Source organism: Paenibacillus rhizoplanae (assembly GCF_042684125.1).
Taxonomy (GTDB): domain Bacteria; phylum Bacillota; class Bacilli; order Paenibacillales; family Paenibacillaceae; genus Paenibacillus_AQ; species Paenibacillus_AQ rhizoplanae.
Genome location: NZ_JBHUKY010000008.1, coordinates 161,130 through 187,344, shown reverse-complemented (window position 1 = coordinate 187,344; position 26,215 = coordinate 161,130). Strand labels below are relative to the sequence as shown.

Sequence of the window (26,215 nt, the reverse complement as noted above, 5' to 3'; positions counted from 1 at the left end):
TACCCCGGCGGGAGGTCAACTTGCCAGAGGGCCGCTTGTGACAGCGAGGTGAAAAGTTCTTTGTTACTTTCCCGCGTAAAAATGCTATAATATAAAAATTAATTTCCTATACGAAGGCTAACAACACTTTTAGGAGGACACTCATGTCTAAGTCTATCTCTATCTTCGATACTACCCTGCGCGATGGAACACAAGGCGAGGGGATCAGTCTGTCGGCGGATGACAAGCTGAAGATTGCCAGGAAACTCGACGATCTGGGTGTCCATTATATCGAAGGCGGCAATCCGGGAAGCAACAACAAGGACATCGAATTTTTCAAAAGAGTCCAGGAGCTCCATCTAAATGCCAAGATTACCGCATTCGGCAGCACCCGGCGCAAGAACACGCTCACCGAGCAGGACGAGGGACTGCAGCGGATGATTAACGCAGGCGTTCCGGCGGCTACCCTGGTGGGCAAATCGTGGGATTTCCATGTTCATACCGCCCTGCAGACGACCCTGGAAGAGAACCTGGCCATGACCTTCGACTCCATCTCTTATTTGAAGCGCAAGGGGCTTGAGGTCATCTTCGATGCAGAGCATTTCTTCGATGGCTTCAAGAACAACCCGGAATACGCCGCAGCTGTTCTTACCCGTGCCCGCGAGGCCGGAGCAGACTGGCTGGTGATGTGCGATACGAACGGCGGAACCCTGCCGCATGAGATCCATGATATTGTGACAAGCATCGGTGTGCTGCTCCCTGAAGCATCGCTCGGTATTCATACACACAACGATTGTGAGCTCGCGGTTGCCAACACCCTGAGCGCAATCGGCGCCGGTGCCCGGCAGGTCCAGGGGACCATTAACGGCTACGGCGAGCGCTGCGGGAATGCCAATCTATGCTCCATTATCCCAACGCTGCAGCTCAAAATGGGCTACCACTGCATCCCCGGAGATTCCCTGCCGCAGCTCACCAACACGGCCCGGTATATCAGTGAGGTCGCCAACGTGAACATGCCGGTGAACCAGCCTTATGTGGGGGCAGCAGCCTTTGCCCATAAGGGCGGGATTCATGTCTCGGCGATCCTGCGTGATTCACGGACCTATGAGCATATCGCCCCCGAGCTGGTCGGCAATAAGCAGCGTGTACTGGTCTCCGAGCTGGCCGGACAGAGCAATGTGCTGTCCAAGGCACAGGAGATGGGGCTTAGCCTTGATCCAAGCAGCGAGCAGGCCCGCAAGGTTATCGACAAGATCAAGGATCTTGAACATCAGGGGTATCAGTTCGAAGGCGCGGATGCTTCGCTTGAATTGCTGCTCCGGGAAGCGACCGGCGAGATGAACGAGCTATTCACCTTCGAATCATTCAAGATGCTGGTCGAGAAAACCGCCGGCCGCCCTGTCGTCTCCGAAGCCTTCGTCAAGCTGAAGGTCGGCGGCGAGAGCCTGTACACAGCCGCCGAAGGCAACGGACCCGTCAACGCGCTGGATAATGCGCTGCGTAAGGCGCTGCAGACCTACTTCCCACAGCTCAAGGATATGCATCTCTCTGACTATAAGGTCCGCGTGCTGGATGAACAGGATCAGACTGCCGCGAAGGTACGCGTGCTGATTGAATCCAAGGACTATAGCGACACCTGGAGCACCGTAGGCGTATCCAGCAACGTGATCGAAGCGAGCTGGGAAGCCCTGGTCGATTCCATGCGCTATGCCCTTCTGGGGCAGATCTCACTGGAGCAGGGCATCCAGACCAGCAAGGAACCGCGAGGTCTGGTCAATCACTGACCGCCTTGACTTCGCTCTATGCAACCCAAAAAGCCCTCCGATGCGGAACTTTCTCCGCGCAGGAGGGCTTTTCACTATGCGGCTGATCGCCTGTGGCTAGGAGCCGGTCAGCGCGATAATCTTTTTCTCCAATTCCTCTGCACTCAGAACCCCCAGAATAATCTCGCTGATGATCCCGTTCTTATCAATCAATACGTTGGTCGGGAACACTGCCCCATTATACTTATCGAAGATTTGGCCTTTCAGATCATACAACACCGGGAAGGTCAGCATGTACTTCTTGACGAAGCGTTCCGCATTAGGCTTATAATCCTGGCTGGTCACGTTAATTCCGTAAACATCCAACACCTTGCTGTATTTCATAGCCAACTTATTCAGCTCAGGAGCCTCCTGCTGGCATGGATCGCACCAGGAAGCCCAGAAGTTAAGAATAACCGGTTTCTCCCTTGCCCCATCGACCCCGTATTGCTTATCCCCTTCCTGCACTGTAAAAGGAGGCGCTTTGAGTCCGGCGGATGCCCCAGTCTCCGGTTCCGCTGTCTGCTGGAGGACCGCAACCGCCTTGGGCTCCGATTTCACTTTATGTTCTATGGCAAGAACAGCCAGAAAAACAATCAAGGCCAGAATCGTTACATTCCGTTTATGGACTGCTTTCATAGGGTTCAGTTCCTTTGCATGGAGGGTTTTTCTCTATTGTACCCCCACTTGCTCCAGTTTCAAACGTTATTTACATAAAAAAGAGGATTCCGTCAAAGACGAAATCCCATGAAGAGAGAGGGGTAAAGCAGACAGCGGCCAGGGAAGCCTCCGGCTGTTCAGACCGGACTCATCCGTACAGCAGAGGCTGGGGAAGCTTCTGCTGCCCGGCTGCCGCAGGAGACCTGCGGACAGCTGCTGGTGCTGCCGCAGCGGGTGGCATGTGTATTGGCCTAAGGCCGATACGCAACGTAGCGCCTGACCCGCCGCCTTCCTGATATACCTTAATAGCCCCCGCTTTGCACTGCACCCGGCTAGTCTTACACAATAGCCCTCAAGTCCTGCTCAGATAGGCGTACAAGTCGCCTAGCGTATCTACCTGGTTCTTTTGCAAAATCTGGCGGATGTACGCCACCCATAGCTTCGCCGTCATCTTGGCATCCTCAAGCGCATGATGGCGGCCCTCAATGGGAATCTCATGGATCGCCAGCAGCTCATCGAGCGTGTAATTACTGCGGTGCGGCTCCAGCCAGCGGGCCAGCATCATCGTATCCAGCACCCGGTGGGTTAACTGGACCTTGGACGTCTTCCATAAGGCAGCATTCAGGAACGCCTTGTCATGAGCACTTCCGTGCGCTACCAGCACCCGCTGCCCGACGAAGGACATGAAGTTATGCAGGCCGTCCATCAGCGGCGGAGCAGAGGAGGTCATATCTGCTGAGATTCCGGTCAGTCTCGTAATATTGTCAGGAATCGTTGCCCCGCAGTTCACCAGTGTATAAAAGCATTCCTCTGCCTTGATCTCTTCCCCGACCACCCGGATCGCCCCAATGGACATAATCTCGTCCCCGCCCTGGTGGGAGAAGCCCGTAGTCTCCAGATCGAATATCACCGTCTCCAGTTCAGACAGCGGAGTGTGCAGCACCTCGGGACGCCGTTTCTCACGCATCAAAGAACGGATAAAGGCCATTTGCTGGGCTGTCTGCTGCGCGGATTCTCCGCCTCTCATGGAAGCGATGGCGGAGGGCATTCCGCCTTGCCGCAGATTATTCCAGAATCCTCCGCCTTTGCTCGGCTCCTTCATAGCTGTCTCCTTTCCGCTGACCGGAGCTGCCGCTGCAGCGCCTTATGCAGGCGTCTGATCAGCAGCAGACTTTCCCGCAGCTCCGCCCGGAGCTGCTTATTCTTCAGATCATTCTCGGCATAATAATCACTGCTCACGATCAGGCCGTCCGTCACCGTAAATGGCGTATTCACCCGCATCCTGAGCGCTGTCAGACAAGCCCGCCTGATCTCTTCCAGATGCTGATACTGCTCCAGCTTCGCCAGTTCATCCAGCCTCTTTAGTGTCGAAGATGTCTCTATTCCATGCAGCAGCGATAAGTGCCTGACGATATTGACCAGCGGAATGTAGAGGCCATATTTAACATCGAAGCCGCCGGCATTATCACCGAACCGTTCCGTAAGCACCTGCCCCAGCAGATTCAGCGTTGCCTTATGGCGCACCGTATTGCGCAGTACCGCCATCGTCAATTTGCTGTTATCCGTGAATCCGGTATGCAGGGCTTTCCGCCACTGCGCAGACAGCGCCTCACTTCCGGCAACATGGCGCATATCCGAAGCGATAATCAGGTACCGGACAGGCTCCCATTCGAGCTGCTCCATCCAGTCTGCCAGCTGCCGCTTCCAGTCAGCCAGTGACTTCCGCCAGAGCGGCTCAGAGCACATGACCCTTCCCTCGCATTTCTCATAGCCAATCGCCTCAAGCACATCCGACAGCATGCTGCCAAAAGCTTCAAAATACCTTTTCCGCTCACCCTCCAGCGCTTCCTCAACAATCAAGCCGTTATCCTGATCGCTCCACAGCGTAGCCTCCTGCCGGCCTGCACTGCCGAATACAATAAAGGAATAGGCGCAGGGAGGCAGGCCGTAGCCCGCCTCCTTCATCTGCGCCTCACATATGCGTACCGCCGTTCTGGCAAGCTGGTCATGCATGACATTGACACGGTACATCCATTCCTGTACCGGAATCACGTTCAACTGCTCCAGAAGCACTTGTTGACAAACGGTACGCCTCGCCTTAAGCTCCTCCGGCGAACCGGCTGTTACGATGGACAAGTAACTTTCTTCTTCGTTCCAATCTGCTGTCTCCATCGAAGCCACGCGGTCCGCCTCCCTGCCTGAGTATAAATATTAGTGTTTGAGGGTTTTGGATTCTGATTCACTGATCAGCTTCATTTGCTCAGGATAACCGTACGTACCATGCTCACTGATATCCAGACCCATCAATTCTTCTTCTTCCGTTACACGGATACCCATAACCATCTTCATTACATACAGGATGATGAAGGACATCACAGCTACGAACACGAAGGTTCCGACTACACCCAGCGCCTGTACGCCGAGCTGATGGAAGCCTCCGCCGTAGAACAGACCTGCTTTACCTACAAGTCCGCCCTGTTCAATCAGATCAGGTGCTGCGAAGAGGCCTGTAGACAACGCCCCCCACATACCGGCAATACCATGTACAGAGAAAGCATAGATTGGATCATCCAGTCCTGCACGCTCCAGCCACTGCGAAGTCATGAAGGTGAAGGCACCGGCAATGAGACCGATAATAATAGCTGCCCAAGGCTCTACGAAGGCACAGGCACCGGTGATGGCAACGAGTGCTGCCAGTACGCCGTTAAGCATTGCCGGAATATCGGATTTGCCGAAGTACAACCAGGAAGCTGCCAGTGCTGCCAAACCGCCTGCCGCCGCTGCAATGTTAGTAGTCAATGCTACGTGTCCGAAGAATCCGCCCATAGGGGACATCGCGCTGCCGGGGTTGAAGCCGAACCAGCCGAACCAGAGAATGATAACCCCAAGGACAGTGAATACCTGGTTATGACCCGGAATAATGACCGGCTTGCCTTCTTTGTTGAATTTGCCAAGACGAGGCTTGAGGAGAATGGTCGCCACTACAGCCGCCGTTGCCCCTGTAAGATGGACTACCGTAGAACCTGCATAATCCTGCATGCTCAGCTCTGCCAGCCAGCCACCGCCCCATACCCAGTGAGCTACAACCGGATAAATCACAACCGAGAAGAGAATTCCGAAGATAATATAGACGCTAAGCTTAGCACGTTCAGCCATACCGCCGGATACAATCGCCAGGGAGACTGCCGCAAATGCCATTTGGAACAGGAATTTCGTATTTAGTGTAACATCGGAGAAGGCCAGGGATTCGAATGCAGAGGCGGCCGAATCGCCACCATACAAGAAGCCTGTAGTTCCGAAGAAGCTGTTGCCGTTACCGAAGCCAAGGCCAAAGCCCAGTGCCCAGAAGCATAAGCTTGCAATCGCCAGAGTCAGTACCGTCTTACCGGCTACGTGACCGGCATTCTTCATCCGGACCGAACCGGCCTCGAGTAATGCGAACCCTGATTGCATGAAGAACACAAGGATAAAGGCCAGGAACGTAAATGCAGTGTCCAATCCGATTTGCAGATCCGGTGCTGCCGGACCCTCAGCCGCGAATGCGCTGACCGGATAGATCATCAGTGTAATCATACCCAGGAACATCATCAACATCTTTTTTTTCATATTGTACCCCACTCCCCAATGTTATATTTTCTAACAAAGCGTGAAACTCTTAATGTCATTATAATCAGAAGTCAGGTAAATTGACAAGACTATTTTTTTGAATGTTTTAATTTAATTTTGGAAGCTGCGCCTTTCTTCACGCAAGGCTCATTCCCAGCGCCGCTGCGAATTCCCCTCCTTAATTAGTAAGTATCCTTATGTACCGCTTATGCAAACGCATACAGCCATTAGAGCTTTCCCCTTAGGTTCATGCTGTATTTTTATTAATATCTATTAGTAAAAATGCCTTTTATTATCGCTTGATCACACCATACAGCACTCTCCGCCCACCGCAATCCTGATGGTTTCCCGCAGAGCTATAGAAATAAATACATAACACATCACGTTATGTTTAACATGATTTCGCCTCCTCTAAGGAACACTCCCGGTTCAATTTCCCCCAAGCATCTTTATGAAAAATCAGCATATACTTTAAAGTAAGCGTCACGTTTGACTGTACGGTTTCCAATTTGATATGATTATTTTACGCAGGAAATAGCGAGGTGAGATAACTTGGAGATATGACCCTTTACCGGATCGGAGAGCTGGCCAAGGCGGCTGGCATCAGCGAACGTACCATTGATTATTATACGAAGCTCGGACTGATTATACCGGAATCCAGGAGCATGAAAAATTACCGGCTCTACAGTCATGAAACCTTAGTCGTTCTGCAACGTATTAATCAGCTTAAGCAAGAGAAATATACATTGGAAGAAATCAAATCCCTGATGGGCAAGTGGAATGCAGCCACACCTGAGGCTGAGGTCTCCGGCAAGCTGGTCCAGCTTGAGCTTCAGATGCAGCAGCTTGAACGGGAAGTGAAGGCCCTGGAGCCCGTGATAAGCGGTTTGAAGCCTGGCCAGGCCAACCGGGCACTGGCAGCACTGATTCCTCAGGGCGTCGCCTGTATGGAAGCGATCCGGCTTCTACTGACGCAGGGGCCGCCAATGTAACAGCTTGTAATTTATAATGGAGGAATGAGCACATATGATGCCACTAATGTATGTATTGTTAGCCGTCGCTTTTATCTTTTCTGTATGGGCCCAGTTCAGGGTCAAAGGCAATTTCAAGAAATGGGCTAAGGTGCCGAACATGAACGGCTTAACGGGTTATGAAGCTGCCCGGCGTATGCTGGATGCCAACGGACTCTACGATGTTCCTATTGAACCGGTTCAAGGAACCCTCACGGACCACTACGACCCGATTAACCGCGTTGTGCGGCTGTCGGAGCCTGTATATTACGAAAGCTCCATCGCAGCGGTCTCCGTCGCTTGTCACGAGATCGGCCATGCGATTCAGCATAAGGAGCATTATCCGATGCTGGCGCTCCGCCACCGGATGTTCCCGGTCGTGAACTTTGCATCCGGGGTCGCCCCCTTCATGCTGCTTGCAGGCTTCATCTTCAGCTCACTCAACCTTATTGGACTCGGTATTATCTTCTTCTCTGCCGCAGTAGCCTTCCAGCTGGTCACGCTGCCCGTTGAATTCAACGCCAGCAGCCGTGCGCGCCAGATTATGGTCCAGCAGGGCTTCATCCGCAATGATGAAGAGCGCGGGGTAGCCAAGGTCCTGAATGCCGCAGCACTCACCTATGTGGCAGCAGCGCTGGTATCCCTGATCGAACTGATCCGCTTGATCCTGATGTTCCTCGGTAACCGCGATTAAGATCTATATCACTACACAGACAATACCCCGGTAGGCTATGAGCCGACCGGGGTATTGTCTGTGTGTCTGTCTTTGAAATAGGTAAGCAGGAAGTTACGGAAGGACTGGGCGACCAGCGGCAGCTTGCCTTCGGCCCGGTGAATCAGCCCGACGGTTCTGGTAATCGTAGGCTCCACCACCCGGACCTGCGCAGGCTGCATCGGATTGGTCTGGTAGAGCGCCATCTCCGGCAGCAGACTTACCCCCATCCCGGCCGCAACCAGGCCGCGGATCGTATCGGTCTCCCCGCCTTCAAAAGCAATCTGCGGCTTGAACCCTGCCGCAAGGCAGGCCTGCCACACAATCGGCCGCAGCGAGTAGCCTTGACTGAATAACACGAACTTCTCTTCCCTCAGCTGCTCCAGCCGGATTACTTCCTGACTGGCCAGCGGATGATTCTGCGGCAGAATGGCGAACAACTCCTCGGTCATGACGATATCTCCGGCCACATGCGGTGCATTCTCAGGGAACGGGGAGATGAATGCCAGATCCACCTCTCCAGAGATGACATCCTTAATCAAGGAGGGGTAAGCTCCCTGCTTGAAGCGGAATTTCACATGCGGATAGTGACGGCGGAATTCCGCCACAATCGAAGGAATGAGATGGGTTCCGAGGCTGTGCGGGAAGCCAATGCGGATCTCTCCCCGCTCCGGATCGAGGAATTCATGCACCTCCGCCACCGACCGGTCCAGCTCATTCAGCAACGACTCCACTCTTTTGCAAAAGAGCTGCCCGACAGGCGTAAGCTGCAGATTTCTCCCCTTCTGCATGAACAGATCGACCCCCAGCTCCTGCTCCAGCTGATGAATCTGGCGGCTTACCGCAGATTGTGCTACATGCAGCTCCTCCGCTGCTCTGGTGACATGTTCCTTCTGCGCAACCTTCAGAAAATACTGCAGCTGTCTAAGCTCCAAAACTACACTTCCTTATCGTCGTTTTCTTTTGAATACACGGATGATTAGCCCATAGATGAAGAATCCGGCGATCAGGCCGCCAATATGAGCCATATAATTAATATTCGGAGCAGCAAAGGACATGATAATTCCCATCACCAGAAGTCCGTAGAGCGTCTTGCGTGAGCCCTCATCCATCATTGCCCTCTGGAACACTGCGATATAGAGGAACGCGCCATAGACGGCGTAGATCGCTCCGGAGGCCCCTACAGAGACAATTCCAATCTCCACGGTCCCGCGGCTGCTTATCACAACCCCCAGTAGATTCGCAATGAAGCCTCCGCCCAGATACAGCAGCGCATACCGCCACCAGCCCATCAGCCGCTCCAGCGGCGGGGCGAACACAAGCAGCGAGAAGCTGTTGAAGAACAAATGGGCGAAGCCGTTATGCAGGAACATCGCCGCCGCGTAGCGCCACAGCTCATCCTTCTCAGGACCCACATTAACCGTTGCCCCATACTTCACAAGCGTATACAGATTGGCGGAGCCGCCATTCAGCGACAGCACGATGAACATAATCACATTGGCCAGAATCAGCGCACAAGTAACAGGATAATACCGGAGATAACTTCTCCATTTCTCATACCTTATAAAAATCATAACACCCATCCTTTTATGTATGTTGTCCAGCTCGACATCCAGCTTCTAAAAAGATTATAATTTATTCTGGCAGGTACATGCCAATAATGCAATTCAAGGAGGAAACAAGGACATGACGCAAGAAAGAACAGGCGTAGCCACTTTTAAGGGCAACCCCATTACTCTGGTAGGCCCGCAGCTGAAAGCCGGAGATTCCGCACCGCAATTCACGGTAAGCAAGAATCTCCTGGAAGATGTTACACTTACAGATTACGCTGGCAAAATCAAGCTGATCAGCGTTGTACCTTCCCTGGATACCGGTGTGTGCGATGCGCAGACCCGCCGCTTCAACAGTGAGGCTTCCGGTCTTGGCGATGATGTGGTCATCCTCACCATCAGTACAGACCTCCCCTTCGCCCAAGCCCGCTGGTGCGGTGCCGCAGGCATTGACAGTGTTATTACCCTGTCTGACCACAAAGAGACTTCCTTCGGACAAGCCTACGGCGTCCTGATCAAGGAGTTCCGCCTCGATATGCGGTCCATCTTCGTTGTGGACAAGAACGACACTTTGGCTTATGTCGAGTATCTCGGTGAAATGGCTGAGCACCCGGACTACGAAGCGGCGATCTCTGCGGTTAAGGCACTACTGTAAGCTTGAACGGACAGCACTGATATGTTATACAACATCCAAGCCTATAGACGTCTACATTTTTGAAAAAAAGCGGCAGAAGGTCATCCTTCTCCCGCTTTTTGCGTATGATGATCAATAAGGAGATCTGTGCGCGGAACGGGCTGTCCCACTCCCGGAAACCGCATACAATCCCGGCAATACATGTCCGGCGGGGTGTCCTTAATCCACCTTAAATTTGCCCAGCTTCTTATCCAAAGACTGGTACAAACGCTGAATGACACGGTAATTGGCACCCAGATCACCAAGCGACCCTCTGGATGCTGAATATATATCTACGGCACAGCGTACGGGCGTGGTGCTTAACACAGATACGGTAATATCCAGTGAGCGGCCTAACGCCGTTCTTTTCTCCAGGGTAATCTCCCCTACAGACTGCACTTCATGTAAGACTTTAAATCCAGGAATTTTCTTCAGCGTTGCGGATACTTCGTCCCACGCCTTGTCTCTTGAAAGATTGTAATAACGCGTTTTCAATGCCGGATCTTTGGCACGGTCGCTTGTTCCGTCATGACTGCGAAATAAACCGACCAAGGTTCTTTTCAACGACAAAATTCTTCCCCCTCTTCACATCCCAAGTTCACTACCCTAAGTGTAACACTCTTGTCCGCGGAACAAAAGGGTATTGCTCACTTTAACCTTGAAAAAGGCACCCTCTAACCCGCAGCTGAGCAGGTAACAGGATGCCTTGTCAATTCCATTAGAAAACCCGCCTATGCCGTCCAGCTGCAGTGTCTTCTGAACCTGCTAGAGCAGGTGGGTGACCGCAGAAGTCGTTTTTGAATTCCCCAGGTCATATAGACAGGGCTGTTCAGCCGCGCTTCGTGTAGATCTCCCAAGACATTATCATTGGTTCAAAACAACGAGCAGCCATAACGTACATCGCAGGATTTATAATCATTATATTGCTTCTTGACCTAAAAGTAAACCTGTATGCGCTTTATTTAACACCGGGATCATTTACCGTTGACATTACTGCCCGGATAATCAAGGGAAGGTTAAGTCCGCTTGAAATCCTTACCGGTATCCTTATCTCTGTCGTCTTCATCCTCGTCTTCGTCATCATCATCATCGTCTTCGGAGGAGAGACCTTCATTCTCAGCTGCTTCCAGCGCCGCCTGTTCTTCAGCCAGCTTTTTCTTCTCCACCTGTAGTTGCAGCTTATTGTATGTAGCGAAGAAATTAAAGAAGGCAAGCATAGCAATCAGCGTAGGAATACACAGCACATAGAGTACCGGATAACGCAGACCTATATAGAGAAGAACCCCTGCACCAATCAACGTCGAGAACACACGGATCGGCCGGGCGATCGTGAGCAGAATAGAATTGGTTACCACTTCCTTGAACGTCATCTGGTAGTGAACCACGATGGAGAAGAAGTTAAACATGGATACGAACAAAATAATCATCAGCACCAGCATCAGGATACCGACAATTTTAAAATTGGCCATTTGTGTCATGTATACGGTCACATCAACGTACATAACTACAAACAGCAGGGTGTAGATAAGCCCTCCTAGCATGCTTTTCAGATAATTCTCTTTGTACCCCTGAAAAAAAGTGCGGAATGTACTAACATCCGTATTGCCCATTACCCATTTGCGCACCACTGTAAATAATGCCGCCGTAGCCGGAAATACAGTGAATGGTGCGAATACACCAAGTACCCAGTTGAGCATAATCTGCTCATTCGGTCCGCCTGCCCCTGAACCCATCATGAGGATCTTCAAAATCCCTGCGAACAGGAACGGAATCGAACACAACGCCCATAAAATATTGCTGAAGGCGATACGTGAGATCCATTCCGTGATGCGGTATATACCGCCCATTGCTCCTTTAAACTCCAATTCCCTTCCTCCTGTCTATCTTATGCATACTGCGTATCTTAACTATACCTGTTTGCACAGGACTTTTCCAGCGCCCAAGTTTACAAGTTCTAGGTAAGCGTCTAAGCAAGCTCCCTAATCCGTCCATATATTACAATGTAACCACAACAAATTCCCCATGTTCAAAGGAGGTTGACCTCATGTCCGCACCAGGCTGCTGCAATCCTTGGACTTCCACTGGAACGATTCTCGTGTTATTCATCCTGCTGGTCATTATCAGCCGCACCTTCATCTAAGCGAATTCAAAAAAAGAAGACGAGAACCGGTAACGGTTGCTCGTCTTCTTCAGGGTGCTCAGCTATTGCTTAAGCGTCAAAATCCTGCTTGGCCGGGCGTGTACTAGTGCTGCTGCTCGGACGCGAGGATGGTCTTCCGTCTGTGCGGCTTGCCCCATCACGGTTGCCTTTGTAGCCGCCACCGTAGCTGCTGCCGCTTGTGCTTCCGCTGTTGCCGCCGTAGCCACTGCTGTACCCGCCACGGGTGCTTCCGCCGCCACTTGCATTGTCACGGTTACCGCGATAGCCGCCGCCGCTGCTTGCATTGTCACGGTTGCCGCGATAGCCGCCACCACTGCCAGATCCGGGACCTGTACGGTTACCGCCATAGCCGCCGCCGTTAGGCTTGCGTCCGCTGCGGATATCGTTCTTGCCGCCGCGACGTTTGGCACGGATCGGATCTTCCGGAGTCAACTCAATTTGCGCATCCTTGTTATCGCCGGTAAGAAGCTTCATAGCTGCGGACAGCAGCTGTACAGAATCATATTGCTCCAGCAATTGAATGGCAATTCCTTTGTATTCGTTCAGTTCAGCATCCTCAACCATTGCAAGCAGACGTTCTGCTGTAATGCGTTGTTTGCCTTCAATAGCCTCAGCCATTGTAGGAAGCGGTTTACGGGTAATACGGTGACGGGTAACGCGTTCGATCAGGTGCAGGTGATCCATTTCGCGCGGAGTTACGAAGGACCAAGCGGTACCTTCTTTACCGGCGCGGCCTGTACGGCCGATACGGTGTACATAGCTCTCAGGGTCCTGAGGCAGGTCGAAGTTGATTACATGCGTTACGCCGGAAACGTCCAGACCACGTGCTGCTACGTCTGTAGCTACCAATACATCGATGCTGCCGTCGCGGAATTTACGCATTACTGCATCGCGCTGGTTCTGGGACAAGTCACCGTGCAGGCCGTCAGCGGAGTATCCGCGCTTCTGCAATCCTTCAGCAAGCTCGTCTACACGGCGTTTGGTACGGCCGAATACGATAGCCAGATCAGGGGATTCCATGTCAATCAAGCGGCTCAGCGCTTCAAATTTCTGGCGTTCAGGAACTTCAACATAAGCCTGATCGATAAGTGGTGCGCTAATCTGCTTAGGTATTACGGATACATGCTGTGGGTTCTTCAGGAACTGCTGGGCAAGACGTTGAATGTTAGGAGGCATAGTAGCCGAGAAGAGCATGGTCTGACGTTCTTCAGGAACGAGCTTGAGGATTGACTGGATATCCTCCATGAAGCCCATATCGAGCATTTCATCGGCTTCATCCAGTACGATCGTCTGAACATCATCCAGGCGGATGGTTTTGCGGTTAATGTGGTCCAGGAGACGTCCTGGTGTACCAATGATAATCTGTGGTTTTCTCTTCAGTCCGCGAATCTGGCGGCCGATATCCTGCCCGCCGTAGATAGCCAATGAACGAAGTCCCTTGAAGCGGGTCAATTTGCCGATTTCTTCAGCAACCTGAATGGCAAGCTCACGTGTCGGTGTCATAATCAGTGCAAGGATTCTTTCGTCTTCCCGTGCGATCTTGGAAATGAGGGGAATTCCGAAGGCTGCAGTCTTACCTGTACCCGTCTGTGCCTGGCCGATTAGATCCGTTCCGGCCATAGCAAGCGGGATGGCCTGCTCCTGGATGGGTGTTGCCTCTTCAAATCCTAGCTCTGTAATTGCTTGAAGTACTTTTGGCTCCAAGCCAAATTCTGCGAATGTTTTCAAATTATTCATGCTCCTTCTATACAGTGGACATTCCACATGCTTGTCTGTATTCTTAAGTAGCGGTAAACACATTTATAGGCTGTCCAATCATGCCGTATTTTCTGCATGGTTTAGCGCGTATTGGGACAAAAAAATGTCCTATGATCAGGCCACTACGTACACCTGACAATTGTAACTTCGCATTCTAAAGCAATGCAAAAATACCATTGTAACGTCCTACTCAAGAATATCCTATACATTATATCACAAACCCAATAAGGAATACCAGTGTATTCCTTACTTTCATTACTTACATTACACTCAGAGGTGAATTTGCTTGGTTAAACTACGGTTATTCGGGAGCTTTCTTGCCGTTCTCTTCGGTTCAGCGATGATCGCAAGCGGCTTTAATCTGTTCCTGATCCCCCACAGACTGCTCAGCGGAGGTGTATCCGGCCTCGCCATGCTGGCCGGTTATTTCACTCCGTTCAATATCAGCCTACTGTACCTGCTTTTCAATATCCCGCTGCTCGCCGCCGGTTGGTTCCAGCTGGGCCGCAGGTTTATCCTCCTGAGCATTGTCTCTGTAGGGGCAACTACCTGGATGATGACAGTGGTGCCGGTCTTTCAGGTGTCCTCGGATATGCTGCTCGCCTCTGTCTTCGGAGGGGTGCTGGTGGGTGTCGGCGCCGGCGTGTCCTTCCGGGTAGGCGGATCCTCGGGCGGCTTCGACATTCTTGGTTCCATTATAACACGGTACCGGGATTTCCCGGTTGGCAGTGTGCTGGTCGGCCTCAACGGGCTAGTAATTCTTGCAGCGGCTTATTTTGACGACAACTGGAACCTGGCGCTTGCTTCGATGGTCTCCATTTACGTCACCGGCAAGGTAGTCGACCTGATTCATATCAGCCACATCAAAGTCACCGTGTATATTATCACCAACCGGACAGACGAGCTGCTGCAGCAATTGCTGGGTCTTCAGCGCGGAGTTACAAAATTTAAGACAGAAGGCGCTTATTCTCATGTAGAACGGGACATGCTAATGACAGTGACCACAAGGTATGAGCTGGCAGAGCTGAAGCGGATCATCAAAACAAGCGACCCGCAGGCTTTTGTAAATATTGTTGAGACAGTCGGAGTCATGGGCTCTTTCCGCAAACGGTAAATCATAAGAAATGATTATCCGTTCAAATTATGTTATATTATTACTACGCAGGACCTTAACAATTTCATGAAGATTGTGATTTACCCTCTTTTTTCCAGGCACTTCGTTTTTCCGGTTGGACCCTGAATTCTAGTTCAGTTCGATTCGAAAAAGGAAAGGGTGATTGTTGTGGAAATGGAAACGGTAAAACTGTCAGCAATCGTCATGAGGTGGTATCCGGATATGATACCGTTCCTGAAGCAGGACGAACTCAATTCAGTAATCGTACTGCGTGACGGTCTGAGTATTCTGGAACCGGCAGATGCCATGGATATCATCCATTACAGCATTTGCGAGCATCAGAATTCTGCGTATCTTCATTGAGCAAGCTGCCCTAAAGTGCAAGTTGTGATAGTTGCCGCCCTGGTCGTTGGCCTTCGTGCCAGTCCGGGGCGGCATTTACTTTTATAATCAGCGGTTTAAAATCTGTACATCCCGTTTATAAACAACAAGAGCGGATTTATGACATCAAAAAATTACGGGTATTGTTACAAGTCTGTTCTTTTTGGGTGCATCCGTTACCTTATACTTTATAAGGAATGTACATAAAGGGAGCGAATAAGAAATGAATATCACCTGGGCTTTACTGATGATGGCCCTCGGAGGCGTTGGTGTCCAGAATCAAGGACATGAAGCTGATGTGGCAGCAGTACTGCAGAGCGCCATGAATCCCCCCATCGTCGCAGAACACACAACCAATCCGGACGCAGCAGCTTCACCGAATGGAGGCGGCACAAGCACCTCCCCTTCACCAAGCGCATCGCCGGAGGCAGCACTCCATAGTGATCCACAGCCGGATGCTCCCAAAGTAAAAGGGGTCTACGTCACTGCTTACAGTGCCGGGGGCGCACGGATGGAAACTCTGCTTGCCCTGCTGGACAAGACAGAGCTGAATTCCATGGTCATCGATATTAAGGATGATGCCGGATACATCACGTACAAGACGGATAATGCTGAGCTTCAGCAAATGGGACATCCCCAGCCGTTCATTGGTGATATCAACAAGCTGATGACCCGCCTGAAGGAGCATGATGTCTACCCGATTGCACGGATCGTGGTATTTAAAGATTCGGTGCTCGCCAAAAAGAACAAGGAATTATCCTTCGTCAACAAAGACGGCTCTGTCTGGGCCAACAAAGGCGGAGACAGCTTCGTCAATCCTTATAATGAAGCGGTGTGGAAGTATAATGTAGACATTGCCAAGGAGGCCGTTAAGCTCGGGTTCAAGGAGATCCAGTTTGACTATGTACGTTTCCCTGAAGGCTTCGAGAAGCGTGCGGACAGCCTGAAATACACGAAGAGCGACAGACCGCGTGTGGAAATTATCGCCGACTTTGTGAAATACGCCAAAGCTGAGCTGGCACCGCTCGGAGTCCGAATCTCCGTTGATATCTTCGGCTATGCCGCCTCGGTACCTGCCGCAGAGGGCATTGGCCAGGATTTCGTGAAGATCTCCAAGAATGTCGATGTTATCAGCCCTATGGTCTATCCGAGCCATTATTCCACCGGCTGGTTCGATGTGAAGGACCCGGACAAAGACCCTTATGCAACGATCAAGGGCTCGATGGTCGATACTCACAAGAAGCTTAACCCGCTAGGCACTTACAAGCCTGTGATCCGCCCTTGGATTCAGGATTTCACCGCCAGCTGGCTGGGCAGCGGACATTATGTCAAATACGGCAAGAAGCAGGTTGAAGATCAGATCCGTGCCTTGAAGGACGAGAATATCGAAGAATTCCTGCTTTGGAATGCCAATAACCGCTATACCGCCGATGTGAAGTACGAACAATAAGTTTTCTGCAATTATAACTGCACGATATTCAGAGCCCGGCAGCTGCCGGGCTTTTTACTGGGATTATAAGTATTCAAAATACAAATTACGGGGCATTGATATCATGAAACAGACTTCCACCATTAAGCAAAAGGCCGGGCAATTCCTGCATATATTGCTTCCGATCCTGATTACTCAGATTGCATTGTCGGCCATCACCTTCTTTGATACTAATATGTCCGGCAAATTCGGCACGAATGATCTCGCCGGGGTTGCCATCGGCACAAGTCTATGGATTCCCATCCAGACAGGCCTCAGCGGTATTCTTATGGGGATCACGCCCATTGTGTCGCATCTCATCGGCAGCAAACGGGGTAAGGATGTGGCTCACCAGGTGATGCAGGGCATGTGGCTCTCCCTGATTGTCTCGGTACTCGTGCTGGTTCTTGGCGGCTTCGCCCTCTCACCGATTCTGAATTTCATGAATCTGGAGCCTGCGGTACACGACATCGCCTTCCGCTTCCTGAGTGCCATCTCCTTCGGCATTATCCCGCTGTTCGGCTACACGGTTGTCCGCAGCTGTATTGATGCTCTGGGTCAGACCCGTATCTCCATGTTCATTACCCTGATGGCCCTGCCGGTCAATGTCGGGCTTAACTATCTGCTGATCTTCGGTAACTTTGGATTCCCCCGCCTTGGCGGAGTAGGAGCAGGTGTAGCCTCTGCCATTACATACTGGGTCATCTTCCTGATTGCCCTAATCTTCGTCTACCGGGCCGAGCCTTTCCGCAATCTTCAGATTTTCCGCAAATTTCACGCGATGGCCCTGGCAAGCTTCAAGGAATTGCTGAAAATCGGTGTGCCCATCGGCTTTTCTATCTTTTTCGAGACGGCCGTATTCTCTGCAGTAACCCTGCTGATGAGCCGCTTCGATACCATCACAATCGCTGCCCATCAAGCTGCCATTAACTTCGCCTCCACCCTTTATATGATTCCGCTGAGCATCTGTATGAGCCTGACGATTCTCGTCGGCTTCGAGAGCGGCTCCGGCCGGCTGAAGGATGCGCGCCAGTATGGCATTATGGGCATATGCACGGCTGCTGCGCTCTCCCTGCTCACAGCATTAGTGCTGCTATTCGCCGGGAATCATGTCGCCGGGTTGTACTCGGATGACCATGAGGTGATCTCGCTGATCCAGCATTTCCTGATCTATGCGATCTTCTTCCAGATCTCCGATGCCATTGCAACTCCGACCCAAGGCGTGCTGCGGGGCTATAAGGATGTCAACCCTGCATTCATTATTTGCTTCATCGCCTACTGGGTGATCGGCCTGCCGGTTGGTTACCTGCTCGCCACCTATACGGAGCTTGGGGCCTACGGCTACTGGATTGGACTCATTACCGGCCTTGGAATAGGTGCAATTCTGCTGTTGGCCCGGCTTGTCAGGGTGCAGAGAAGATTCGCTGTAAAGGGAGCATGATAACGAGCCAAGAACAAGCCCCTTTGTATTGGAGTAGGATCAACTTTGCGCACTTGAATGAACGCTGCGCGAACGGACCGATGTTCCAATCGCTCTTGTCCCCAGATTTTTTGGATTCCCCTTAGCGGTGAAAATCCGGGGACAAAGGCGACCGCATTCGCTTTTCCACATTCGTTCCGTCCTCTCCGCTGTTTAAGCGGGATACGAATTCATTCTTCAAAAACGCAAAGGGGCTGTCCAAGCCATTTTATGGCTTTGGACAGCCCCTTTTCAACTACCGGCTTTTTACAAGCAGATCCACCGCTTCCTTAATCACTTGTTCGGGAGAATTCCCTTTCGCAAGCTCTTCCTGGATACAGTGCTCCAGATTGTCTCCGATCACTGCACCAATAGAACGGTCTACGGCTGTTCGGATCGCGGTCAGCTGAGTTACGATTTCACGGCAATCCTTGCCTTCCTCCAGCATCCCCAGCACTCCCCTTACCTGACCTTCAATACGCTTCAACCGGTTGGTAATAGCTTTATCATACTCCACTGTCTCTTGGCCCCCTCTAGATGAATAAGTTCACGCCCGAATCCTCGGCAGCTCCAAGATAGCTGGCAACACCGCCGAAGTCTACACCTTCAATTAATTCCTCCTGCTTAATGCCCATGATGTCCATACTCATCGTGCAGGCCATCAGCTTCACACCGGCATTCATCGCCGCCTGCATAAGCTGTTCCAAGGAATCCACATTCTTGCGGCGCATCGTATACCGGATCATCTTGGCACCGAGCCCGCCCATATTCATTCTGGATAAAGGAAGCTTGCGTGTCCCCTTGGGCATCATTAGGCCAAACATAGTCTCAAGACCCGATTTCTTCACCCGCGGGGACTCTGCGCGCCGAAGAACATTCAGCCCCCAGAAGGTAAAGAACATAGTGACCTGCTTGCCCATCGATGCTGCGCCTATAGCAATAATGAACGAGGCAATGGATTTGTCCAGATCGCCGCTGAATACAACCATCGTAGTCCCTTCCTGGACCGCTGCCTGTGCTGCCTGAACCCCAGTACTGTCAGCCGGGTCCTGTCCTTTGCGCACCAGTGCCTTCACTTTGCCGCCGGAGACATCCACCGATTCCAGCGTGTTCCCCGTCTTGCTGCACCACTGTCTGATGTCAGCGGCAAAACCGAAATCCGTTGCAGCGATCTCTACCCGCTGGCCTTCCTCCATAGAACTGATAGTCTCATATACTTTGAGTATAGGGCCGGGGCACTGTAAACCGCAAGCATCCAGCAAGAGCGGCGGCTTACTGCTAAGCTGTTCCTGGATATGGACTAGACGGGCGGGAGCCGGGTTCTCCACTTTCAAAGCCGGTGCCCCTGTCTTCCCGCAATCTCCAGTATTATTCCCCGCGGCGATTGCTGCGTACGTCTTGTAGCCCCCGTCAACATTCCGCACCGGATAACCGTATTGGCTTAACATTCTGGCTGCAATGTAGCCTCGCAGCCCTACCTGGCAGGATACGGCGATCTCCTGATCCCGCGGAATCTCTGCAAGCCGGTCTCTCAGCTCAGACAACGGAATATTGATGGAACCGGGGATGAAGCCAGCTAAACGCTCTGCTTCGTCTCTCACATCAATGATAAGACCGCCGCCGCGAGTGAATTCATCGACTTCATGCCATTGCAGATTACGGACGAGTCCCTCCATCAGATTGGAGGCCACATAGCCCGCCATATTGACCGGATCTTTGGCCGAGGAATACGGCGGCGCATACGCCAGCTCCAGATCCGCCAGCTCATCAGCCTTAAGCTTGCTGCGGATAGCGGTGGCAATGACATCTATTCTTTTGTCGACACCGGCACTTCCGACCGCTTGTGCTCCATAAATATCTCCCGTCTGCGGATTAAAGAGCAGCTTGAGCGCTATCGGTGCAGCACCGGGGTAGTAACCGGCGTGGGAATTGGGGTGGATATGCACCGCTTCATAAGATACCCCCAGTGATTTTAGCGTCTTCTCGTTGTTCCCGGTGAGCGCAGCAGTCATATCGAAGATCTTGATAATCGCAGTACCTAATGCCCCAGTGTAAGAGGCTTCCCGCCCGTTGATATGATCGGCGGCCAGACGCCCCTGCCGGTTCGCTCCCCAGGCCAGGGAGACCATGGTATCGAACCCTTGAACGCGGTCCTTCACTTCAATGACATCCCCTACGGCATAGATGGCCGGATCACTGGTCTGCAATGAGGCATTGACCTTAACCGCTCCCCGGATGCCCAGCTCAAGTCCGCAGCTCCGTGCCAGGTCATTCTCAGGACTGACTCCGATGGCCATAATTACTATATCTGTCTTCAGCTGATCACCGGAAGAGAGGCGAAGCAGCCGGCCCTGCTCTTCAATAGCCTCCACTCCCTCGTTCAGCCGCAGCTCTACACCATGAAGGCGCATATGCGCTTCCAGCGGGCGGACCATTTCAAGATCAAGCGGGTTCAGAATCTGCTTACCCCTGTCGATTACGGTGACTGCAAGACCGCGCTCCCGCAGGTTCTCCGCCATTTCAAGTCCGATGAAGCCCGCACCGATCACTGTGGCATGTCTGAGCGAATTGGTATCCACATAATCCTTGATACGGTCCGTATCGGGAATATTTCTTAAGGTAAACAGGTTATCAGCCTCTGAAATGCCCGGAATCGGGGGAACTATCGGCTTCGCTCCCGGTGAGAGTATCACAATATCGTATGGAATCTGCCAGGTCTCTCCTGTTGTTACACTGCGGCAGTGAATCTGCTTACGTTCACGGTCAATCTCTGTCGCCTCGGTAAAGATTCTCACATCGATATTGAAGCGTGCCCGAATACCAGCCGGTGTCTGCAGAAACAGCTTGTCCCGGGAATCAATCGTCTCACCGATATAGTACGGCAGCCCGCAATTGGCAAAAGAGACATGCTCTCCCCGCTCTATCATAATGATCCGGTCTTCTTCATTTAATCTTCTTAAACGCGCGGCCGCCGATGCCCCTCCGGCAACTCCGCCAATAATGACTATAGTTCTACTCATTCTAATTCCCTCCTATTTGTATACCCCTATGGGTATCATAATATACGGGTGGGGGTATACTGTCAAGGCGAAAAAACGGAGCAGCTCCCTTCCGGTTAGGGAAGGATTGCTGCTCCGCTGAGGGTTCAAGATACTATAAATCCTGCTGCTCTTACTGAGATAACCGGGAAGCCAGTTCATACAGCTCGATATCGAAATCCTTCTTCGTGTTCACTACCTTATCAATATCCGTAAGCGTCAATTCTCCTTTAATAAGTCCGCAGGCCTTGTCCGATTCGCCTTCAATCAGCTTGCGGACGGCGAAATCGGCCAAACGGCTGGCCAGGTTACGGTCTGCCGGGGTTGGCGTACCACCGCGCTGAATATGTCCCAGAACGGTTACACGGGCATCCAGAGAAGCATGGCGGTCCTTGAGCGCCTGGGCAACATCTTCACCCTTGCCTACGCCTTCGGCTACGATGACAATACTATGACGTTTACCGCGGGCGAAGTTATCCTTCATCCGGTCAGCTACTTCATTAAGATCATAAGGCATTTCCGGCACCAGAATAGTCTCCGCTCCCGAAGCAAGGCCGGCATGCAGAGCGATGTCTCCGCAGTGGCGTCCCATAACTTCTACGATAGAGGAACGTTCATGGGAAGACATAGTGTCGCGCAATTTATTGATCGCATCTACTACAACGCCAACGGCTGTATCGAATCCGATGGTGTAGTCCGTGAATGAGATATCATTATCAATCGTTCCCGGCAACGCCATGGTGTTAATGCCCAGCTTACTGAGTTTGTTGGCACCGTGGTAGGAGCCGTCTCCGCCGATGACAACCAGACCGTCGATACCGAACTCATTGAGAATGTCCGCACCCTTCTGCTGTCCTTCCGGCTTCATGAAATCCAGGCAGCGTGCAGATTGCAGAACAGTACCTCCGCGCTGGATGATATCCCCTACACTCCGCAGATCCATCGGGAAAATGTCACGGTTCAGCAGACCCTGATATCCGCGCTGAATGCCAAATACCTCAATTCCAAAGTAGATTGCGCTGCGGACGACCGCACGCACAGCGGCATTCATGCCCTGAGAGTCTCCACCACTGGTTAATACTGCGATTTTTTTTACGTTTGACATCCTGTTAGTTCCTCCTTAAAATTGCGCCGGATCTCCTAATCGGACGAAGGCCCAGCAGCATCTAATGCATTAATACATACGTTTGCGTATCCAGCGGCTGTTGACAAAGAAGAAAAGCCGGGTCAGCGGACTTTTTCTCATCAGCCGTTTGGATACCAGGCGAACCTCCCGCTGTTCGCTGACTTTGGGATCGGACAAATAAAGTGCCAGAAGTCCTTCGATGACCATACGATGCATGGAGGTCTCGGGAAGATTCTGGACATCCCTGCGGGCCCACTCTACGATCGAAGCGATCCGATCCAGCATCATATCCGTATTCTCATAATAATTGCAGAAATTGAGATCACCGCCGGCCCGGTCTTCGTCCTGGTCAATCAGATAATCCAGCATAATGTGCAGCCCGCACACATGCGGAAAGTACGCAGCACGAATGGAAGCCGATGCAGCGGTGCACAGCTTGGGATCACAGGAAGCCAGAAAAAGCATAAACACACCCAGAGTTGAACCGGTTGCGGCTGCAAACTCATTCCACTGGAGATGAGGTGCACGATGCCCCTCCTTCTCCCACCACTCCTTCAGGGCAGCTTCCCTGAGATCAGGATGAATGTGCTTGTAGACCTGAAGATCGGTGTATAATACCGCCAACTGATAAATCTCTTCAGCGGCAGCACCGTATCCCGGAAGCTGGGAGGTCATCTCCTGGCATTTGCGGACCAGCCTGTTCAAATATCCGCCATCATTCTGTTCGGTACGCAGCGCATAATAGTTCACTGGCTCTGCGCCGGGGGTAACCGCATCAAGCATCGACTGGTGCAGCAGCCGAAAATCGTCAGGGTCAAGCGAAGTACTGCGATCACATAGGTTGTCCAAATAATCACTGATTGTCTGATAAGCAACAATTAGCGGAATCAGTATATGTCTCATCGACAAATTACCGGCGGCATAGATACCGCCGCCTTGGCAATGAAACTGCTTCGTTTCAATGCTGGCAAGCGCTTGCTTACGGAGCTCGGGATCGGGAATTCCTTCTGCATCCTGGCGCCAGAAATCGAGACATGATCGCACTTCCGGCAGCACGTACTTATAGACCCTGTTCATCATTCCAATAGGACCGCGCGGACTTAGGTAACGGCCTTGCTCAAATTCATTCAATGACAGTGCCTCCACATTGTTGTCTCCTTATCCAAATCATGATTATTATAATATGCAGAGCGGATTTGTACAAACAACAAAATCACTTTCGCAAACTTCTGAAAGATTCAGAAAATCGATGTTTTACGAAACCCCCGGCCTCTCCGCTTTATGCTATACTATACTTTTCTATATCCAGAAGGAGTGCACAATCATGAATGCGAGGCGGAGCGGCGGCCAATACAGTGACCAAAACTGGCTGCGATCCTTTATGTTTACGCTATACGGCACCAGTGTGCTGGTTGTTTCTTATTTCCCGTTATTTTATGCCCACTTAGGCTTCAGCAGTCCGCAAATGGGTCTGCTCTACTCCGTAGGCCCGCTAATCTCGATACTCTCCAATCTGTTCTGGAGCATGATGAGCGACCGGCTGGGTACCGTCCGTAAGATTATGGCCCTCCTGCTTGGAGGCCAGCTGATTACCGCCATTGTTCTGGCGAGAGCCACTGATTTCTCAAGTGTCATGCTTATTTTGTCCTTTTTCTATTTCTTCTATTACCCAGTTTTTCCACTGGCAGATACCATGGCCATCAAAATTGCCCAGCGTCACGGGCGGAACTTCATTGCCATCCGTGTATTCGGATCTCTGGGATATTCCTTCTTCGCTCTTACAATTGGCTATCTGCTTAGGGCGCTGGGACCCCAGTACAGTGTAGCGATTTGTATTGTGATTGTCGTAACCGCGCTGCTGATTACGATTGGGCTGAAGGATGTGAAGCGAACCGAAGCGGCTCCGCTCTCTGTAGACATGGAGTCTACGGACAAACCGCTGAAGGCCTCCGGACTACGGGAGATTTTGCTGCAAAAGGAAGTGCTGTGGTTCTTCGGCTCTGTCTTCCTGCTCGCCATCGGCTACCGGATGAACGAAGCCTTCCTGACCATCAGCCTCAAGGGCATGAATGCAGGAGATGAAGTCGTCGGCTGGGCGCTGCTGGCTTCTGCCCTCAGTGAGATCCCCATCTTCTTCCTGCTCAGCAGATATGGCGACAAGTTCAAGGAGCTGCCGCTGCTCGCTTTTGCCAGCCTGATGTTCACGCTGCGCTTTCTGTTCATGTCGCTTGCGCAGGAACCGGGTACCGTAGTTGCCATTCAGGCCATGCACAGCATTTCATTCGGTATTTATTATGTAACTGCGGTCCGCTACATCACTCGGATCATCCCTGATCACTTACGGGCCACCGGAATGGCGCTGTTCACTGTCGTATGGTCCAGCGGCGCAGGTCTGCTAAGCGGCACCTTCGGTGGGCTGATCTACCAGGATGCGGGCCGGATTGTCTTCTATCTGGTCGCTACCGGCTTCTCGATCCTGGCCTTCATCGGCTTCCTGTCCAAGCATCTGATGGACCTCGGGGGCGGCGCAGACCGTCGGCTAAAGAGCAAGACCCCGCTCTGAGTAATTAAGGGCGGGGAAGTTTATAGCGCCACCCGGCACGCTGCAGCATAAAAAAACACAGCCCCCGAAGGAACTGTGCTGCTCAAGCTGCCTAATGCTACTTATGCCAGTGCGTGCTAGATCAAATATATATATTGCGGCTGACAGAAGCTCTGCCTTGGCCGTATTTTATAGTTTAACTACGTTCGCTGCCTGTGGACCACGGTTACCGTCAGTAACATCGAATTCTACCGCTTGGCCTTCGTCCAAAGTCTTAAATCCGTCGCCTTGAATCGCTGAGAAGTGAACGAATACATCTTCGCCGCCTTCAACTTGAAGGAAACCATAACCTTTTTCTGCGTTAAACCATTTTACTGTACCTTTCAAATGAACAACCTCCTAAAAATACCGCCATATATGGCGTATGCTTACATTATACGCTTTCTAAACTTGTAAAGCAATCCATCATTTCCCTGATTTCGTGATTTAATTTGCTTTTCCCTTCTCCGGTGCGTTATCATTGACCCAAAAGCCAAAAATCGCCAGGGTGGTAATGATAATGATCAAAAAACATGAAATATACAAAACAGACAAGTGGAACATGATGACGGTGGAAGTTCAGGGACGTTATATTATCCTCCGTGAAATCTCCGACCAATGGGGAGAAGAAACGCATACCTTCATGAGCCGTCCGGCTATGATGCAGTGGGTGAACAACCGCTTCAACAAAGAGTCTTACAAGGATAATGAAGAAGAGTACAAGAATATCATCGCCGCCTTCAAACAGGTGTAGCCCAGCATGGAAAATGAGAGTCTTGTCATTTATGTAATTGTCGTCCTGTGTCTGGGTGCCGTACTGATTATGAGCAAGGACAAAATGCCCCCGCGCATGAAGCGCGGGATGGCATTAACCGCAGTCATTATGATTGCGTTGGCTTTTGTCTTCATTATTTATAGCCTGCTCACATAACTTCATCTGTAAGCACACTTATGAATTAATAAACATGAATTGGCAGGGCATACTAAGCAGACTTTGAGAATCAGGAGGCTGCCGTCATGTCCGTTACCGCCAAGTCACTCCCGCTCTTGCTTGCGCTCAGCCTGCTGCAAGGAAATCTGTCCTCAGCGCTCCCGCAGGCGGAGAGCAGCTCAGCCGCATCCCATCTACCGAGGAGG

At 51.6% G+C, this 26,215-nt stretch carries 26 protein-coding genes and 1 other RNA gene; 12 read left to right on the top strand and 15 right to left on the bottom strand.

The window, feature by feature from the left end; translation table 11 throughout:
- Nucleotides 1-143 precede the first annotated feature (143 nt).
- A complete protein-coding gene (cimA, locus tag ACFSX3_RS02975) occupies nt 144-1,763 on the top strand; it encodes a citramalate synthase (protein ID WP_209990950.1) in 1,620 nt (539 codons plus the stop codon).
- Nucleotides 1,764-1,859: 96 nt separating this feature from the next.
- Here cimA and ACFSX3_RS02970 read toward each other — a convergent pair whose 3' ends face one another.
- The 4 genes from ACFSX3_RS02970 to ACFSX3_RS02955 all read right to left on the bottom strand — a co-directional run bounded on the left by ACFSX3_RS02970 (nt 1,860) and on the right by ACFSX3_RS02955 (nt 6,047).
- The gene (locus ACFSX3_RS02970) at nt 1,860-2,420 is read right to left on the bottom strand and encodes a TlpA family protein disulfide reductase (RefSeq protein ID WP_209990952.1); all 561 of its coding nucleotides are present in this window, start codon (nt 2,418-2,420) and stop codon (nt 1,860-1,862) included.
- A 373-nt stretch (nt 2,421-2,793) separates the two neighbouring features.
- Entirely contained in the window at nt 2,794-3,543 is a 750-nt protein-coding gene (locus ACFSX3_RS02965) for an exonuclease domain-containing protein (protein WP_209990954.1), read from the bottom strand.
- On the bottom strand, nt 3,540-4,613 hold the full coding sequence (locus ACFSX3_RS02960; protein WP_209991211.1) for a DUF294 nucleotidyltransferase-like domain-containing protein: 1,074 nt from the start codon (nt 4,611-4,613) through the stop codon (nt 3,540-3,542). Before ACFSX3_RS02960 ends, ACFSX3_RS02965 begins: the two co-directional genes overlap by 4 nt.
- Before the next feature lie 39 nt (nt 4,614-4,652).
- Nucleotides 4,653-6,047, bottom strand: a complete 1,395-nt coding sequence (locus tag ACFSX3_RS02955) for an ammonium transporter (RefSeq protein ID WP_209990956.1) — start codon at nt 6,045-6,047, stop codon at nt 4,653-4,655.
- A 560-nt stretch (nt 6,048-6,607) separates the two neighbouring features.
- Here ACFSX3_RS02955 and ACFSX3_RS02950 point away from each other — a divergent pair.
- Both ACFSX3_RS02950 and ACFSX3_RS02945 read left to right on the top strand, forming a co-directional pair.
- The gene (locus ACFSX3_RS02950; RefSeq protein WP_209990958.1) at nt 6,608-7,039 is read left to right on the top strand and encodes a MerR family transcriptional regulator; all 432 of its coding nucleotides are present in this window, start codon (nt 6,608-6,610) and stop codon (nt 7,037-7,039) included.
- A 34-nt stretch (nt 7,040-7,073) separates the two neighbouring features.
- Complete coding sequence (locus ACFSX3_RS02945) at nt 7,074-7,751, top strand: zinc metallopeptidase (RefSeq protein WP_379256841.1); 678 nt, start codon at nt 7,074-7,076, stop codon at nt 7,749-7,751.
- A 35-nt stretch (nt 7,752-7,786) separates the two neighbouring features.
- On the opposite strand, the gene ACFSX3_RS02940 is transcribed toward ACFSX3_RS02945, so the two are convergent.
- Together ACFSX3_RS02940 and ACFSX3_RS02935 are read right to left on the bottom strand one after the other, a co-directional pair.
- Nucleotides 7,787-8,704, bottom strand: a complete 918-nt coding sequence (locus ACFSX3_RS02940) for a LysR family transcriptional regulator (protein WP_209990959.1) — start codon at nt 8,702-8,704, stop codon at nt 7,787-7,789.
- A 12-nt stretch (nt 8,705-8,716) separates the two neighbouring features.
- Nucleotides 8,717-9,343, bottom strand: coding sequence for a rhomboid family intramembrane serine protease (locus tag ACFSX3_RS02935; protein WP_209990961.1), 627 nt, complete (start codon nt 9,341-9,343; stop codon nt 8,717-8,719).
- Between the two features lie 112 nt (nt 9,344-9,455).
- On the opposite strand from ACFSX3_RS02935, the gene tpx reads away from it, so the two are divergent.
- Nucleotides 9,456-9,974 (top strand): thiol peroxidase, encoded by a 519-nt coding sequence (gene tpx / locus ACFSX3_RS02930; protein ID WP_209990963.1) that lies wholly within the window; start codon nt 9,456-9,458, stop codon nt 9,972-9,974.
- 198 nt (nt 9,975-10,172) lie between these two features.
- Here the strand turns inward: tpx and ACFSX3_RS02925 are convergent, their stop codons facing one another.
- From ACFSX3_RS02925 to ACFSX3_RS02915, 3 genes are all read right to left on the bottom strand, one after another.
- Nucleotides 10,173-10,562, bottom strand: coding sequence for a DUF1499 domain-containing protein (locus ACFSX3_RS02925; protein ID WP_209990964.1), 390 nt, complete (start codon nt 10,560-10,562; stop codon nt 10,173-10,175).
- A 150-nt stretch (nt 10,563-10,712) separates the two neighbouring features.
- Nucleotides 10,713-10,904: non-coding RNA, 6S RNA (gene ssrS / locus ACFSX3_RS02920), on the bottom strand.
- A 104-nt stretch (nt 10,905-11,008) separates the two neighbouring features.
- Complete coding sequence (locus tag ACFSX3_RS02915; RefSeq protein ID WP_209990967.1) at nt 11,009-11,857, bottom strand: YesL family protein; 849 nt, start codon at nt 11,855-11,857, stop codon at nt 11,009-11,011.
- Nucleotides 11,858-12,036: 179 nt separating this feature from the next.
- Here ACFSX3_RS02915 and ACFSX3_RS02910 point away from each other — a divergent pair, with 179 nt between their 5' ends.
- On the top strand, nt 12,037-12,132 hold the full coding sequence (locus ACFSX3_RS02910; protein WP_036702210.1) for a hypothetical protein: 96 nt from the start codon (nt 12,037-12,039) through the stop codon (nt 12,130-12,132).
- Nucleotides 12,133-12,201: 69 nt separating this feature from the next.
- On the opposite strand, the gene ACFSX3_RS02905 is transcribed toward ACFSX3_RS02910, so the two are convergent.
- Nucleotides 12,202-13,881, bottom strand: a complete 1,680-nt coding sequence (locus ACFSX3_RS02905) for a DEAD/DEAH box helicase (protein WP_209990969.1) — start codon at nt 13,879-13,881, stop codon at nt 12,202-12,204.
- A gap of 316 nt (nt 13,882-14,197) precedes the next feature.
- Between ACFSX3_RS02905 and ACFSX3_RS02900 the strand changes: the two genes are divergently transcribed.
- From ACFSX3_RS02900 to ACFSX3_RS02885, 4 genes are all read left to right on the top strand, one after another.
- Nucleotides 14,198-15,025, top strand: coding sequence for a YitT family protein (locus tag ACFSX3_RS02900; protein WP_379312581.1), 828 nt, complete (start codon nt 14,198-14,200; stop codon nt 15,023-15,025).
- 174 nt (nt 15,026-15,199) lie between these two features.
- Nucleotides 15,200-15,388: a hypothetical protein gene (locus ACFSX3_RS02895; protein WP_171718441.1), complete on the top strand. Its 189-nt coding sequence runs from the start codon at nt 15,200-15,202 to the stop codon at nt 15,386-15,388.
- Between the two features lie 241 nt (nt 15,389-15,629).
- Nucleotides 15,630-16,856, top strand: coding sequence for a putative glycoside hydrolase (locus tag ACFSX3_RS02890; RefSeq protein WP_209990971.1), 1,227 nt, complete (start codon nt 15,630-15,632; stop codon nt 16,854-16,856).
- Between the two features lie 103 nt (nt 16,857-16,959).
- Nucleotides 16,960-18,315 carry an MATE family efflux transporter gene (locus ACFSX3_RS02885; RefSeq protein WP_209990973.1) on the top strand — a complete coding sequence of 452 codons (1,356 nt, stop codon included), beginning with the start codon at nt 16,960-16,962 and terminating at the stop codon, nt 18,313-18,315.
- Between the two features lie 274 nt (nt 18,316-18,589).
- Here ACFSX3_RS02885 and ACFSX3_RS02880 read toward each other — a convergent pair whose 3' ends face one another.
- From ACFSX3_RS02880 to ACFSX3_RS02865, 4 genes are all read right to left on the bottom strand, one after another.
- Nucleotides 18,590-18,850: a metal-sensitive transcriptional regulator gene (locus ACFSX3_RS02880; RefSeq protein WP_209990974.1), complete on the bottom strand. Its 261-nt coding sequence runs from the start codon at nt 18,848-18,850 to the stop codon at nt 18,590-18,592.
- A 16-nt stretch (nt 18,851-18,866) separates the two neighbouring features.
- Complete coding sequence (locus tag ACFSX3_RS02875; protein ID WP_209990976.1) at nt 18,867-21,353, bottom strand: CoA-disulfide reductase; 2,487 nt, start codon at nt 21,351-21,353, stop codon at nt 18,867-18,869.
- A 151-nt stretch (nt 21,354-21,504) separates the two neighbouring features.
- Nucleotides 21,505-22,476, bottom strand: coding sequence for a 6-phosphofructokinase (pfkA, locus tag ACFSX3_RS02870; protein ID WP_209990978.1), 972 nt, complete (start codon nt 22,474-22,476; stop codon nt 21,505-21,507).
- Nucleotides 22,477-22,545: 69 nt separating this feature from the next.
- Nucleotides 22,546-23,628: a tetraprenyl-beta-curcumene synthase family protein gene (locus tag ACFSX3_RS02865; protein ID WP_209990980.1), complete on the bottom strand. Its 1,083-nt coding sequence runs from the start codon at nt 23,626-23,628 to the stop codon at nt 22,546-22,548.
- 193 nt (nt 23,629-23,821) lie between these two features.
- Here ACFSX3_RS02865 and ACFSX3_RS02860 point away from each other — a divergent pair, with 193 nt between their 5' ends.
- Nucleotides 23,822-25,060, top strand: a complete 1,239-nt coding sequence (locus tag ACFSX3_RS02860; RefSeq protein ID WP_209990982.1) for an MFS transporter — start codon at nt 23,822-23,824, stop codon at nt 25,058-25,060.
- 168 nt (nt 25,061-25,228) lie between these two features.
- Here the strand turns inward: ACFSX3_RS02860 and ACFSX3_RS02855 are convergent, their stop codons facing one another.
- Nucleotides 25,229-25,426 carry a cold shock domain-containing protein gene (locus tag ACFSX3_RS02855; RefSeq protein ID WP_036725228.1) on the bottom strand — a complete coding sequence of 66 codons (198 nt, stop codon included), beginning with the start codon at nt 25,424-25,426 and terminating at the stop codon, nt 25,229-25,231.
- 172 nt (nt 25,427-25,598) lie between these two features.
- Here ACFSX3_RS02855 and ACFSX3_RS02850 point away from each other — a divergent pair, with 172 nt between their 5' ends.
- Nucleotides 25,599-25,832: a hypothetical protein gene (locus ACFSX3_RS02850; protein ID WP_036702226.1), complete on the top strand. Its 234-nt coding sequence runs from the start codon at nt 25,599-25,601 to the stop codon at nt 25,830-25,832.
- 6 nt (nt 25,833-25,838) lie between these two features.
- Nucleotides 25,839-26,009 carry a hypothetical protein gene (locus tag ACFSX3_RS02845; RefSeq protein ID WP_209990984.1) on the top strand — a complete coding sequence of 57 codons (171 nt, stop codon included), beginning with the start codon at nt 25,839-25,841 and terminating at the stop codon, nt 26,007-26,009.
- Nucleotides 26,010-26,215 lie beyond the last annotated feature (206 nt).